Genomic DNA, 13,637 nt, shown 5'->3' with positions numbered 1-13,637 from the left:
CTCGCGAACAGTTCGATCTGGATTAACGTGTTGCGACGTGATCCCGCGACCCGGCGAGTAAGGCCGGCGCGGCAAGATAGAGGATCACGGCCATCGTCACGACGCCAGTGAACCCGATATGCATTGCAAGCAGTGCGGCGAGGATCGCGCTTAGCACCGACGCACAGCCATTGATCCCCCACGCCCAGGGAAGAAATTCCTCCGAGCGCGCGCCGACGTGGCCGAGGCCTAGGGGGAACGGCATACCCATGAAGACAGCGAGCGGTGCTATGAGGAGGAGCGCGATTGCGATCTTCGCGGCATCCGGGAGTGCCAGCAGCCGTTCGAATATCGAAGGCAGCGCGAGCAGGTAGGTCCCAGCCAGGAATGCGATTACCACGACAGCGAGGGTGATGCCGCGCACCGCGGATCCGCATCCGACCGCCGCCACCCAGCGTGCAGCCAAGGCGCTACCGAGACCTGCGAAGGCGAGGAAACCCGCAAGCACGACAGCGACGGCGTAGAGCGGATGGCCGAGGAACAGCACGAAGCGCTGGATGAAGGCGATCTCGATGAAGAGGAAGGCCAGGCCCAAGGCAAGGAAATAGAGCCCGAAGCGCAGCCGGGGTATGGCTCTCCCGAGTGCGCGCCGGCGAAGCCAGAGCGGCAGCAGGATCAAGACGGCACTGAGGATCACGGCCTGGACGAGCGTCGTCACCAGGATCAGGTAGCCCCAGTCGAGCATCGCTGCCCCACCTTGGGTGCGTAGCGTCAGGAGCTCGGGCAGCGCACGCCAGCGGAAAAAGTCGAAGAAATATGGTCGATTGTCCGTGGCCGGCGCAATATCGAACTTGTAGCGCTCCGTGAAGTCGGCTCGTTCAGGGCCAAGGAGAGCGAGGGCTCCCTCGTAGAGATATTCGCGGTCGAGTTGATTGTAGCGGTTCACGTCGCTCGCGGAGATGCCCGGCGCCCAGGAGATGTCGAAGAAATTCTCGTCCGCGAAGCCGCCGATGGCTGCGACGTCCTCACCAGTGAACGGCGACGTGGCGACGAGCAGGGTTGCGGTATTCCAGCTCCGGATCAGCGCCAGGTGCCGGCCAGGCTGGGCCACGCCGTCCGCTTCAAGCGCTTCGGTAGCCGTGGCGAACAGCTTAAGGATGTCGCGCGGCGGCACCCGCAGCCATCGCGTGATGGCGACGACGCCATCTGGTTTCAGTACCGCCAGGTAATCCCGCAGTGCCTCCACGGTGTAGGTGTAATTCTCGTGCATGCTTTGCACGCCGGCCGCGGCCGCGCTGAAGGAGTCAAGGAGCGGCATCTGGATCAGGTCGTAACGCTCGCCAGCGGTCGCAGCGAAGGCGCGCGCCTCGGCTAGATGCAGATGCACGTTCGGTCGGCTGAAGATGCCGCCGACGAAGTTCGCGAAGCGATTGCGAGCCAGGTCGATCATCTGCGAGTTGACCTCTACAGCGTCCACGAGTTCGGCTCCGGAGCGCAGCGCCAGCAGCACCTGCTCGCCGCCACCAGCACCGAGGACCAGCACTCGCGGCCGTGCAAGAATGCGGTACGGGAGCGCCGCCGTTGTCCGGTCGAGATAAGCGACCGTCGCCGGATCGCCGCTATAGGCAGTCATCGCTGTAACACTATCGCCATCGCTGAAGACGGCGAGTTGCGTGGGGGGCTCTTGGGTGTTGGCGAGGCTGAGGCCCGGCGCGTGCCGGAATGGGACGCTCGGGCTCTCCACGACTGTCAGTAGTCCGAGCGGGCTTGATCGCTCCTCGACCACCCGCGCGTTGGGGACGTCGAGAGCCATGCTTAGGCCCTTGTATTGCGACATGTGCGGGCCGGTGGCCGTAAAGGACGGTGGCAGCCACACCGCGATGACCGCGGCTGCAAGCCCGAGGCTGCCCGCGGCGAGCCGCCGATGGCGAGCCATGCCCGTCGCGGCAAGGGCAGCCGCCGCAAATCCCAACGCCGCGACGAAGCGCAGTGCCGCAGCGGGAAAGACCAGGAACAGGAGTCCGACGATGCCCAGTGCACCGACCCCAGCGCCGACCAGGTCGAAGGCATAGACGCGTCCGATCTGGCCGGGATGGCGGCTGAAGGCAAGGCCGATACAGGTGGCACCAAAAAAGAACGGCAGGACCAGGAGAGCATAGCTAGCCGCGAGCCAACCAAGCTGGCCCGGATTCCAGACGACCTCGAGCGCGTTGAACGGCAGGCGTTCGGCACCGGCGAAGCTGGCAACCGCAGTGATGCCGAACAGCGCTGCCGACGCTGTGAAGGCGGCCGGGTACCGTTTCACCAGAGGGCGGCGGGCCAATGCAACGAACGTACCGCTCGCGCCGAAGCCCAGGAGTGCTATGCTTATGATCATATAGGCAAATTGATGCCACTGAATGATCGAAAAGAGCCGCATCAGCAGCACTTCGTGAGCAAGGGTTGCCGCCGATATGAGACCAACCGGCAGCAGGCGCCCCGCTCTCATTGGGCTCTACCTCCCCTCAGCGGCACAAAGGCCACCGGCAGCAGCTGCCGGGTCGTGATGCTTCCGTCCCGTCGCTTCTCGACCAGCATGAGAAACTGGGTCGCGAAGGGGCCTCCAACGGGGACGACCATCCGGCCGCCCTTGGCGAGTTGCTCGACCAGCGGTGGCGGGATGTGACTTGCAGCGGCAGTCACCACGATACCGTCGAAAGGCGCGAGCGCAGGCCAACCATAGTAGCCGTCGCCCACCCTCACCTCGACATTGTCGAAGCGGAGCTCCGCCAATCGGGCGGCCGCCCTTTCGCCCAGCTCCGGTATGATCTCAATCGAGTAAACCTTCGCTGCGAGCGGCGACAAGACGGCTGCTTGATAACCCGAGCCAGTGCCGATCTCAAGGACAGCGTCGCCAGGCCCAACGTTGATCAGGTCCGTCATCAGCGCGACGATGAAGGGTTGCGAGATGGTCTGTCCGTATCCGATCGGCAATGGCCGATCTTGATAGGCCGCGCCACGTTGCACCTCGGGCACAAAAAGGTGGCGCGGCACCCTTCCCATCGCCTCCAGCACAGCCGGATCGACGCCCTGGCCCTCGACCGCTGACGGCGCCGAACGGGCGTGAAATTTGATCGTCTCGATCATCGCCGCACGCTCGCCGAGTCGATCCTGAGCGGGCGCGGATGTCGAAACCACGGCGGCCGCACTTGCGAGAACCACCGCCATTAACGCTTGGCACTGGGCTAGAGGACGCATGAACTCTCTCCCGGTTATATCGCCGGAGTATAGTGGCGGCAGCGGGGCAATTTGTTGACCATTGAACGCCCGCTTTATGTCACACAGGACGCTGAGGGCAGTGTTCGCGAAGCTTTCGCACTACATGGGCCTCTGCGTATGGCGCGCGACACTTCCAGAGCCTTTCGCGCCAAAATACTTATGAATTGTCGCGGAGGTCGCGTCGTTTCTGTTTGAATGGTATGCCGCGTCCAATTGCTGCCACCCTCAACTTCACCTACATTGACCAAGTGGTAAAAAGACGCGTTCCAAAACGCGCAATCAATCAGAGGGGAAGTTCATGCATAGCAATTCCTTCAATTTCGCCATTTCCAGAAGAAATCTGATCAAAATTGCCGGCGCCTCCGCCGCGGTGGCTGCAGCGGGTATTCCAAGCCGCCTGCTCGCTGCCGACCCGACAAAGGTGGCAGCCGTTTATACCGTCCCGGTCGAGCAGCAGTGGGTTAGTCGTATTCACAAGGCGGCCAATACCGCCAAGGAGCGCGGCGACATCGAATATGTCTATTCGGAAAACACCGCAAACAACGATTACGAGCGCGTCATGCGCGAATATTGCGAGGCGGGCCACAAGCTGATCCTGGGCGAGGTCTTCGGCGTCGAGGATGCCGCCCGCGCCGTCGCCAAGGACTATCCTGACGTCGCCTTCCTAATGGGCTCGAGCTTCAAGCCCGATGCCGCCGTGCCGAACTTCTCGGTGTTCGACAACTATATCCAGGACGCATCCTATCTGTCTGGCATCATCGCCGGCGCGATGACCAAGTCCAAGAACATTGGCATGGTGGGAGGCTACCCGATCCCGGAGGTCAACCGGCTGATGAACGCCTTCATGGCCGGCGTGAAAGAAGTTGCCCCGGACACCAAGTTCCAGGTCGCCTTTATCGGCTCGTGGTTCGATCCGCCCAAGGCCAAGGAGACGGCGTTCGCCCAGATCGATGGCGGTGCGGATCTGCTGTATGCCGAGCGTTTCGGCGTGTCCGATGCCGCCAAGGAAAAGAAGATCCTGGCGATCGGCAATGTCATCGATACCCAGGCAGACTATCCGGACACCGTTGTCGCCTCCGCGCTGTGGCATTTCGAGCCGACGCTCGACAAGGCGATCGCCGAGGTGAAGGCCGGCAGTTTCAAGGCCGACGACTACGGCGTCTATTCCTTCATGAAGAACGGCGGCTGTTCGCTAGCACCTCTCGGCACCTTCGACAGCAAGGTTCCGGACGACATCAAGGCCAAGGTCGCTGAGAAAGAAAAGATGATCAAGGACGGCGCGTTCACCGTCGAGATCAACGACGCCGAGCCTAAGTCGAGCTAGCCTGTGCTCCCGTTCATGGGAGAGGTGGGCAACCTTGCCGGAGGGGATAACCCTTCGCCGGAAGCGACCACTCTCTCCCTGGACGGGAAAGAAAGCCTTCCCACATCGCCACTTCCGGTCACCGCCGTGTCAAGCAAACCTGCCCTTCGTCTTTCCGGCATCAGCAAGCGCTTCGGCCCACTCAGGGCAAACGAGGCTATTTCCTTCGAGCTGAAGCGGGGCGAAATCATAGCACTTCTCGGGGAGAACGGTGCCGGCAAAACGACGCTGATGAACATTCTCTTCGGCCACTATGTCGCTGACGAGGGAACCGTCGAGGCCTTCGGAAAGCCGCTTCCGCCGGGAGATCCGCGCGCGGCTCTCGATGCCGGCATTGGCATGGTCCACCAGCATTTCACCCTTGCTGACAACATGACGGTGCAGGAAAATATCGCGCTTGGCACGCAGAGCCTCTGGCGCATGCGGCTCGACAGGGCCGCAGCGCGGCGGCGCATCGAGCAACTGTCGGCCGATTTCGGCCTCGCCGTCGAACCCGCCGCCACCGTCTCCACGCTCTCGGTCGGCGAACGTCAGCGCGTCGAAATCTTGAAGGCACTCTATCGCGAAGCCCGTCTCCTGATCCTGGACGAGCCGACGGCCGTTCTAACACCCGCAGAGACCGATGCGCTGTTCCGGACACTGAAGCTGCTCGTCGCAAAGGGCCTGTCGATCATCTTCATCTCCCACAAATTGCACGAAGTAATGTCGGTCAGTGATCGGGTGCTGGTTCTGCGCTCCGGCCGGCTCGTTGGCGAGCGTGAAACGGGTTCAACCGACCGCAAAGAACTAGCCGCCCTTATGGTTGGCCAGGAGGTCAAGCCGGCGGAGGTCAACCCGGTAAAGCGGGGTGCACCGCTGCTGGCGCTCGAAAGGGTCTCCACGACGCCGTATAACGGGGCCGGCCTCGATCAAGTGTCGCTCACGCTCACGGCCGGCGAGATCACCGGCCTTGCCGGCGTTGCCGGCAATGGCCAGGCTGGCCTTGCGGCCCTCATCGCCGGCATCCGGCGCCCGACCACCGGGAGCATCTCCATCGCCGGGAGGGAAGTCGCCGACTGGTCGCCGCGCGCAGCACTCGCCCACGGCGTGGCCCGGATTCCAGAAGATCGCCACGCTATCGGCAGCATCGGCGACATGAGCGTGACGGAGAATGTCATCGGCGAACGCTACCGCAGTCCGCGGTTCAGTCGCATGGGCTTCCTGAACTGGAGGGCTGCCCGCGGCTTCGCCGAGAAACTCATCACCGACTACGAGGTCAAATGCCCCTCGCCCGAGGCTCGCATGCGCCTGCTTTCGGGCGGCAACATGCAGAAGCTAATCCTCGGCCGGGCCCTTGATCCCGACCCGACGGTCATCCTTGCAAGCCAGCCGACCCGTGGCCTCGATGTCGGCGCCGTCGCATATGTACACCGCATGCTGCTCGAAGCACGCGACAGGGGCGCGGCTATATTGCTGATATCCGAAGACCTCGAGGAGGTCCTGGCATTGTCCGACCGCGTCATCGTCATGTCCAAGGGACGCCTTTCGACGCCGTCTTCGCGCGGCGAGCGCAGCATTCGGCAACTGGGAGAGCTGATGGCGGGCCACGACGGGGAGCGCGGCGACCATGCGGCTTGAGCCAAAGCTTGCACCGTCCTTGGCGGTCACCTTGCTGTTTCCGCTGGCAGCCATCGCCACAACGCTGGTGTTGACGTCGATGCTCGTTCTCGTCGCTGGCGCTTCGCCGCTGTCCGTCTTCTATCTCGTGGCCAAGGGAGCGGCCGGCTCACAGTTCGCGCTTATGGAAACCCTGACCCGTGCGACGCCGCTGATCTTCACGGGCCTGGCGATCGCCGTCGCCTTTCGGGCCAAGCTCTGGAACATCGGCGCGGAAGCCCAACTCTACATCGGTGGCGTCGTCACCGTGGTGCTGGGAACCGGCACACTACCGCTACCTTCGGTCGTTCTGATCCCGGTGATCATGGTCGCCGTCATGGCCGCAGGCGCGCTGCTTCTGCTCGGCCCGGCCGTGCTGAAGACCCGCTTCGGCGTCGATGAGGTGGTCACCACGTTGCTGCTCAACTTCATCGTCCTGCTGTTCGTGTCGATGCTGCTTGAAGGTGTACTCAAGGACCCGATGGGGCTCGGCTGGCCGCAATCGCAAAAGGTCATCGCTGAAGCCCAACTGCCGCGCCTCATCCAGGGCAAGCGCCTGCACTACGGCTTCGCCATAGCGCTTGTTTCGGCCGTTCTCGTCTGGGTCGTCATGAAAAGGACGGTTCTCGGCTACGAAATGCGCGCCGTCGGCCACAATCCCGAGGGGGCACGTTTTGTCGGCATTCTGGTCAACCGCACGCTGATGAAGACGGCCTTGCTTTCGGGCGGGTTGGCCGCACTTGCAGGCTTTTCCGAAGTCTCGGGGCTCAAGGGAAACCTGACGCTCGACCTGTCGCCAGGCTACGGTTACACCGGCATCGTCGTCGCGATGCTCGCCATACTCAATCCGCTCGGCGTCATCGCATCGGCCATCTTCGTCGCCGGCATCTTCGTCGGCGCCGATGCCATGAGCCGTGCCGCCAAAGTGCCGAGTTACATAGCCGACGTCATGGTTGCGACTTCGCTTCTGTCGATGGTTGTCGCGATCCTTCTGGCGCGATTCCGGATCAGGTGGAGGTGACATGGACGCGCTTGAAATCCTCTTCACCGCCTCCTTCTGGGTTGCCGCCATCCGGATCGCATCCCCGCTGATCTTCGCGACCATGGGCGAGTTGATATGCGAGCGCGCGGGCGTTCTCAATCTGGGCATCGAAGGGATCATGACGGCCGGGGCTTTTGCCGGCTGGTTCACCGTCTATTCTGGCGGCGATCTTTGGGCCGGCGTGCTGGTCGCGGCCATTGTCGGCGCCATGTTCGGCTTGCTGCACGCCACGCTCACCGTACCGCTCGGCCTGTCTCAACACGTCGTCGGCATCGGCATCACGCTGCTTGCCACGAGCTTGACCTACTTCACCTATCGGCTTGCGCTGCCCGAGGTGACGTCGCCGCCGAAGATTGAGCCGTTCCAGCCGTTGCCGATCCCGGGTCTTTCCAGCCTTCCCGTCATTGGCGAGGCGCTGTTTTCCCAGACGCCGCTGACCTATCTCGCGTTCGTGTCAGTCGCAGCCGTCGCCTGGATCCTTTACCGCACGCCCATTGGCCTTGCCGTTCGCGCTGTCGGCGAAAACCCCTCGGCGGTCGAGGCCCAGGGCATTTCCGTGACCGGCATCCGCACGGGTGCCGTCGCCATCGGCAGCGCGCTGATGGCGGTGGGTGGCGCCTTTCTCACTACTTCGGCCTTCAATTCCTTCTTTTTTCAGATGATCAATGGGCGCGGCTGGATTTGTATCGCGCTGGTCGTCTTCGGCTCCTGGCGGCCAGGGAAGGCGCTGATCGGCGCCATACTGTTTGCCGCCTTCGATGCCTTTCAGGTTCGCCTGCAGCAGATATCGGGCGGTATCGTTCCCTATCAGGTTTTCCTGATGATGCCGTATGCGTTGTCGATCCTGGCGCTGATCCTGGTCGCGCGTCGCGCCACCTATCCCAAAGCTTTGATGATCCCGTACCAGAAAGGCGAAAGATGAGTTTCGACTTGATTGTAAAGGGCGGCACGCTGCCCGACGGAACCGTCGCCGATATCGGCATCAATGGCGACAGGATCGCCGCGATCGAGCCCAGCATCGATGCCGAGGCCGGTCGCGTCGTCGATGCCTCGGGCAACCTCGTCAGCCAGCCTTTTGTCGATCCGCATTTCCATATGGACGCAACGCTGTCCTATGGCCTGCCGCGTATCGCCTCGGGCACGCTCCTCGAAGGCATCACGCTGTGGGGCGAACTCAAGCCGGTCCTGACCCATGAGGCCGTAAAGGAGCGCGCGTTGGCCTATTGCGATTGGGCGGTGTCGATGGGGCTCCTGGCCATCCGCACCCATGTCGATACCGGCGACGACCGCCTCCTGGCAGTGGAAGCCCTGCTCGAAGTCAAGAAGCAGATCGCGCCCTATATCGACCTTCAACTCGTCGCCTTCCCCCAGGACGGTCTCTATCGCTCGCCGAATGCGCGCGAGAACATCATTCGCGCCCTCGACCTGGGAGTCGACATCGTCGGCGGCATCCCGCATTTCGAGCGGACCATGTCCGAGGGCATGCGGTCCGTTACCGAACTTTGCGAGATCGCGGCCAAGCGTGGCCTGATGGTCGACCTGCATTGCGACGAAACTGACGACCCGCTTTCGCGCCATATCGAACAGCTTGCCTATGAAACTAAGAGGCTCGGCCTGCAGGGCCGGGTGGCAGGTTCGCACCTCACCTCGATGCATTCGATGGACAACTACTATGTCTCGAAGCTGCTGCCGCTGATTGCGGAGGCCGGTGTCTCGGCAATTCCCAATCCGCTCATCAACATCATGCTGCAGGGGCGGCACGACACCTATCCCAAGCGCCGCGGCATGACGCGCGTGCCCGAAATGCTCAAGGCCGGCATCCGCACCGGCTGGGGCCAGGATTGCGTGCGATCCATGGTACTCCCTCGGCACAGCCGACATGCTCGACGTCGCCTTCATGGGATTGCACGTCGCCCAGATGTCCTCGCCCGCGGACATGCGCACCTGCTTCAACATGGTCACCAAGGTCAACGCCGAGATCATGGGGCTCGATCATCTCGGCCTGGCCGTTGGCAAATCCGCAAGCCTGGTGGTGCTCGATGCGGGCAATCCGATCGAGGCGGTGCGCTTGCGCGCCGAGCGGCTTTGCGTCGTGGCGAATGGGAAGGTCGTGGCTGAACGCGAAAAGCACGATACGACCCTGTCCATCAAGGGCCGCCCGGCGACCATCAACCGCCGCCACCTCGTTCCACGGTTGGCGCGTTGACCGGACTGGACGAGAACAAGCTTCAACAGCTGATCAAGCCGGATTTGAACTGGCACCAATGCCGCGAAAGGCTCTCTTTCTGGCAAGCAAGGTTTTCACACGATATCGCAAAGCAGGGGAACGAGAACTGGCGTTCTCCCAGACTTCTTCATCGGTGCGCATGCGGCGGTCAGCGGGCTGCCGTTGCTCACGCGTGACGTTGGTCGCTATCGAACCTATATCCCGACATTGACATTAATTGCCCCGGATTTGCCGACTTAGTGGCCCTGGCGGATCGGGATTTTAGCAACGGTCGCACCAGGCAACCCACTCCACCTTCGTCGCGCTCGGAAGCGGTAATGGGAACGAAACTACGCACGACCTGTTGGGATCAAGGAACGCGACGGCGAGTTTCATATCGCCGAACCGAGCCGCGCAACATTCGTGGATCCCCGGGCGATGGCAACGACTAGAAACAGTCCAGAACATTCGGCCACGCAGGGGCCGGCTCTTGAGAACCCCCATATGAGCGGTCTTTCGCTTGGTGATATCCGACAGCAAGCCGAGGATTGCCGCCGCTGCGACCTCTACAAGCATGCGACCCAGCTTGTCTTTGGTGCGGGTCCGGAAAACGCGAAACTTATGCTTGTCGGTGAACAGCCTGGAGACAAGGAAGATCTAGCGGGAAAGCCCTTTGTCGGCCCTGCAGGCACCGTATTGACCGAATGTTTGGAGGGAGCCGGCATCGAACGCGAGGCCTGCTATCTGACCAACGCGGTCAAGCACTTCAAGTATGAGCAGCGTGGCAAGCGCAGACTGCATTCGAAGCCCAATGCCGGCGAAGTTCAGCGTTGCTCCTGGTGGCTCGGCGCCGAACTCGCCCGCCTGCGACCAGCCGTAGTCGTGGCGCTCGGCGCTACGGCAGCAGGAGCACTGCTCGGAAGATCGATCAGGGTGACCAAGGATCGTGGGCGGCCGCTGGAAGATGGTTCCCGGTTTCTGATCGTCGTAACAATCCACCCATCATACCTGCTGCGAATTCGCGATCGATTGAATGCCAATCGCGAGCGGGAGCATTTTGTTGCCGATCTGCGCCTTGCCAATGAACTGCTGTCTGGGAAAATTGAGCCGGCTGCGCGGCGACAAACAAGGTGAAATTCGCGTCCTGATCGTCGCACTATGGCCGGCCTCCAAAGGAGGAGTTTCGGAACCATTTGAGCATCTGCCCGTTTTTCGTTCGTCCTTCGGGCCGCATTGATGGGCGCGGGGTACTAGTCCGAATGAATACCGAGTGGATCCAATGGCCGATAAACTGGACGAGCGCGGCGAGCCGCTGTCAGCAACGCACGATGCCGAAAGGACTACCTTCTCTGCCAGGGAAACGCGCCAGGCGGGAATGGGCAGGCGCGTTTTTTTGGTTCTTGCGGCGAGCCTAGCCCTCGTCCTGCTTGCGTGGGGAGCGGTAGAACTGACAAGCCGTGCCACCGGAGACCAGTCTAGTAGCGAAGGCAGTGTCACTGCGGCGCAACCCAAGTAATCGAGCCGCAGGTGCCAGGTTAGAATTTCACAAGGTTGGTAGCCAAGCAGGCGCGATCCGGGAGAATCGACGCCGCGTTGCTCGTTGCCGAAGATGGCGAAGCTGAAGCAGCTCGAGAATGAGAACGCGCGGCTTATAAAGATTGTCGTGGACCTGACCATGGACAGCTAGATGCCGCAGGACGCCATTCGGCTCGAGGGCATGAACAGAACGAAAATTCCACCGAAAAGCAGGAAGGAATTCGCCATTCCATTTTCTCTTGCAGGTTCGTTCCCGTTCGTTTTTAATCCGCCTACTTTCGCCACGAAAGTCAGTCGCGTTTGATCGAGGAGGGTCGACGCGATCAAGACAGACATCGTCGTCTTAATAATCGGAGGAACAACCATGTCAGCTTTCAAATGGACTCTTGCGGCCACATCCACGCTTTCACTCCTTGCTGCTTCCAATGTCTTCGCGGCGACGGAACTTCAATGGTGGCATGCCATGACGGGCGCCAACAACGAAACGGTTGAAAGGCTTGCGAAGGAATTCAACGAGAGCCAGTCGGACTACAAGGTCGTTCCAGTGTTCAAGGGTACCTATGCTGAAACATTGAACGCGGGCATCGCTGCTTTCCGTTCCAAGCAGTCGCCTGCAATCCTGCAGGTGTTCGATGCCGGCAGCGGCGTGATGCTGGGCGCCGAGGGCGCTGTGGTGCCGGTGGCGGACGTTCTTCAGAAGGGCGGCTACGAGTTCAACAAGGATCAGTACCTGCCAGGCATCGTCGCGTACTATTCCAAGGCTGACGGGACCATGCTGTCCTTCCCATTCAACTCGTCCTCGCCGATCCTCTATTACAACAAAGACGCCTTCACGAAGGCCGGCATCGATACCGCAAAGCCACCGGCCACATGGCCCGAGGTCTTCGAGGCGGCCAAGAAGATCAAGGCGAGTGGGGCGGCAAATTGCGGCTTCACATCGACCTGGCTGACCTGGATCCAGACCGAGAACTTCTCCGCCTGGAACAACGTGCCCTACGGCACGAACGAGAACGGCCTCTCTGGCCTCGAAGTCGAACTAAAAATCGACGCTGCGCTCTTCGTCGAGCATTTCCAGTCGATTGCCGACCTCGCCAAGGATGGAACGTTCCGCTATGGCGGCCGCACATCGGAAGCAAAGCAGCTGTTCATGTCGGGCGAATGCGCCATCCTGACCGAATCATCCGGCGGTCTCGGCGACATCGTGAAGTCGGGGATCAACTATGGCGTCGGCCAGCTTCCCTACTATGAAGGCCATGGTCCACAAAACACCATCCCCGGTGGCGCAAGTCTCTGGGTCTTCGCCGGCAAGAGCGACGGCGAATACAAGGGCGTGGCCGAGTTCTTCCACTTCCTCTCGAAAACGGAAACCCAGGCCCAGCTACACCAGGTTTCGGGCTATCTGCCAGTGACGCTGGCAGCCTATGAAGAAACCAAGAAGTCCGGCTTCTACGAAAAGAATCCGGGCCGGGAAACGCCGATCAAGCAGATGATGGGCAAGGCTCCCACCGAAAATTCGAAGGGTGTTCGCCTCGTCAACCTCCCGCAGGTTCGAGACATCCTCAACGAAGAGTTCGAAGCGATGCTTGCTGGCCAGAAGGATGCAAAGACGGCGCTCAGTGAAGGTGTAACGAAGGCAAACGCGGCAATCAAAGCAGCGATCGGAAACTGAACCTCTAAACGAAATGTCCGCACCGCAAAGCGGTGCGGACTGGTATTCCCTGGAGGGGACGTTTCATGCAGTCCGTCGTGTTTCCCAACAAGGTGCTGCCGTATCTTCTGCTTGCGCCTCAGATCGTCCTGACGATCGTCTTCTTCTTTTGGCCCGCAAGCCAGGCTCTCTACCAGTCGGTCCTGCGCGAGGATCCGTTCGGCCTGAAATCCGGTTTCGTCGGCCTCGCCAACTTCCAGGCGATCCTGTCCAATCCGGACTACCTGCATTCGCTGAAGGTCACGGTGGTCTTCAGTCTCGCGACGGCCCTGTTGTCTATGGCTCTCGCTCTCCTGCTGGCCACGTCGGCAGACCGCGTGGTGCGGGGGCGCAACATCTATCGTACGCTTCTGATCTGGCCCTATGCGGTCGCCCCCGCCGTTGCCGGCATGCTCTGGCTCTTCATGTTCAATCCGGCGATGGGAACGTTCGCCTACATTCTGCGCCGGAACGGGTTTGTTTGGGATCCGCTCCTCAATGGCAACCAGGCGATGTGGCTGGTCATCGTTGCGGCGGCCTGGAAGCAGATCAGCTACAACTTCCTGTTCTTCGTCGCCGGCCTGCAAGCGATACCGAAATCGCTGATCGAGGCCGCCGCGATCGACGGCGCCCGCGGCAGCAAGCGGTTCTGGACTATCGTCTTTCCGCTTCTTGCGCCCACGACGTTCTTCCTGCTGGTCGTCAACACCGTCTACGCCTTCTTTGATACCTTCGGCATCATTCATGCCGTCACCGGCGGGGGACCGGCAAAGGCCACCGAAACGCTCGTCTACAAGGTTTACAACGACGGTTTCGTCAATCTCGACCTCGGCAGTTCGGCGGCCCAATCAGTGATCCTGATGATCATCGTCGTTGCGCTGACGGCCTTCCAGTTCCGCTTCGTCGAGAAGCGGGTCCATTACTCGTGAGA

The 13,637-nt window shown here is 61.4% G+C and carries 9 protein-coding genes and 2 pseudogenes; 9 read left to right on the top strand and 2 right to left on the bottom strand.

Annotated features, from left to right (window positions below; translation table 11 throughout):
* Positions 1-22 precede the first annotated feature (22 nt).
* Both ASE60_RS15020 and ASE60_RS15015 read right to left on the bottom strand, forming a co-directional pair.
* Complete coding sequence (locus ASE60_RS15020; protein ID WP_057251371.1) at positions 23-2,467, bottom strand: class I SAM-dependent methyltransferase; 2,445 nt, start codon at positions 2,465-2,467, stop codon at positions 23-25.
* Positions 2,464-3,216 carry a protein-L-isoaspartate(D-aspartate) O-methyltransferase gene (locus tag ASE60_RS15015; RefSeq protein ID WP_057251370.1) on the bottom strand — a complete coding sequence of 251 codons (753 nt, stop codon included), beginning with the start codon at positions 3,214-3,216 and terminating at the stop codon, positions 2,464-2,466. Before ASE60_RS15015 ends, ASE60_RS15020 begins: the two co-directional genes overlap by 4 nt.
* Positions 3,217-3,535: 319 nt before the next feature.
* On the opposite strand from ASE60_RS15015, the gene ASE60_RS15010 reads away from it, so the two are divergent.
* From ASE60_RS15010 to ugpA, 9 genes and pseudogenes are all read left to right on the top strand, one after another.
* Entirely contained in the window at positions 3,536-4,561 is a 1,026-nt protein-coding gene (locus ASE60_RS15010) for a BMP family protein (protein WP_057251369.1), read from the top strand.
* 126 nt (positions 4,562-4,687) lie between these two features.
* Positions 4,688-6,217, top strand: coding sequence for an ABC transporter ATP-binding protein (locus ASE60_RS15005; protein WP_057251394.1), 1,530 nt, complete (start codon positions 4,688-4,690; stop codon positions 6,215-6,217).
* A complete protein-coding gene (locus ASE60_RS15000) occupies positions 6,207-7,256 on the top strand; it encodes an ABC transporter permease (RefSeq protein ID WP_057251368.1) in 1,050 nt (349 codons plus the stop codon). The genes ASE60_RS15005 and ASE60_RS15000 overlap by 11 nt, the downstream gene beginning before the upstream one ends.
* A 1-nt stretch (position 7,257) precedes the next feature.
* Positions 7,258-8,199 carry an ABC transporter permease gene (locus tag ASE60_RS14995; RefSeq protein ID WP_057251367.1) on the top strand — a complete coding sequence of 314 codons (942 nt, stop codon included), beginning with the start codon at positions 7,258-7,260 and terminating at the stop codon, positions 8,197-8,199.
* Positions 8,196-9,483: pseudogene (locus tag ASE60_RS14990) on the top strand (amidohydrolase family protein). Before ASE60_RS14995 ends, ASE60_RS14990 begins: the two are co-directional and overlap by 4 nt.
* 31 nt (positions 9,484-9,514) lie before the next feature.
* Positions 9,515-9,744 (top strand): annotated as a pseudogene (locus tag ASE60_RS35675) (type II toxin-antitoxin system VapC family toxin); the annotation flags it as partial.
* A gap of 177 nt (positions 9,745-9,921) precedes the next feature.
* Entirely contained in the window at positions 9,922-10,617 is a 696-nt protein-coding gene (locus tag ASE60_RS14985; RefSeq protein ID WP_057251366.1) for a UdgX family uracil-DNA binding protein, read from the top strand.
* A 766-nt stretch (positions 10,618-11,383) separates the two neighbouring features.
* Positions 11,384-12,688 (top strand): sn-glycerol-3-phosphate ABC transporter substrate-binding protein UgpB, encoded by a 1,305-nt coding sequence (ugpB, locus tag ASE60_RS14970; RefSeq protein WP_057251363.1) that lies wholly within the window; start codon positions 11,384-11,386, stop codon positions 12,686-12,688.
* A gap of 65 nt (positions 12,689-12,753) precedes the next feature.
* Positions 12,754-13,635, top strand: a complete 882-nt coding sequence (gene ugpA / locus ASE60_RS14965; RefSeq protein WP_057251362.1) for a sn-glycerol-3-phosphate ABC transporter permease UgpA — start codon at positions 12,754-12,756, stop codon at positions 13,633-13,635.
* Positions 13,636-13,637: the final 2 nt, after the last annotated feature.

The organism is Ensifer sp. Root278, from assembly GCF_001429285.1.
Classification (GTDB): domain Bacteria; phylum Pseudomonadota; class Alphaproteobacteria; order Rhizobiales; family Rhizobiaceae; genus Ensifer.
This window is presented reverse-complemented; position numbering and strand designations above follow the sequence as displayed.

Bases quoted from the DNA above. Each gene is read 5' to 3' on its own strand.
- ASE60_RS15000 (WP_057251368.1), top strand. From the start codon at position 6,207: ATGCGGCTTGAGCCAAAGCTTGCACCGTCCTTGGCGGTCACCTTGCTG.
- ugpB (WP_057251363.1), top strand. From the start codon at position 11,384: ATGTCAGCTTTCAAATGGACTCTTGCGGCCACATCCACGCTTTCACTC.
- ASE60_RS15010 (WP_057251369.1), top strand. From the start codon at position 3,536: ATGCATAGCAATTCCTTCAATTTCGCCATTTCCAGAAGAAATCTGATC.
- ASE60_RS15015 (WP_057251370.1), bottom strand. From the start codon at position 3,216: ATGCGTCCTCTAGCCCAGTGCCAAGCGTTAATGGCGGTGGTTCTCGCA.
- ASE60_RS15020 (WP_057251371.1), bottom strand. From the start codon at position 2,467: ATGAGAGCGGGGCGCCTGCTGCCGGTTGGTCTCATATCGGCGGCAACC.
- ugpA (WP_057251362.1), top strand. From the start codon at position 12,754: ATGCAGTCCGTCGTGTTTCCCAACAAGGTGCTGCCGTATCTTCTGCTT.
- ASE60_RS14985 (WP_057251366.1), top strand. From the start codon at position 9,922: ATGGCAACGACTAGAAACAGTCCAGAACATTCGGCCACGCAGGGGCCG.
- ASE60_RS14995 (WP_057251367.1), top strand. From the start codon at position 7,258: ATGGACGCGCTTGAAATCCTCTTCACCGCCTCCTTCTGGGTTGCCGCC.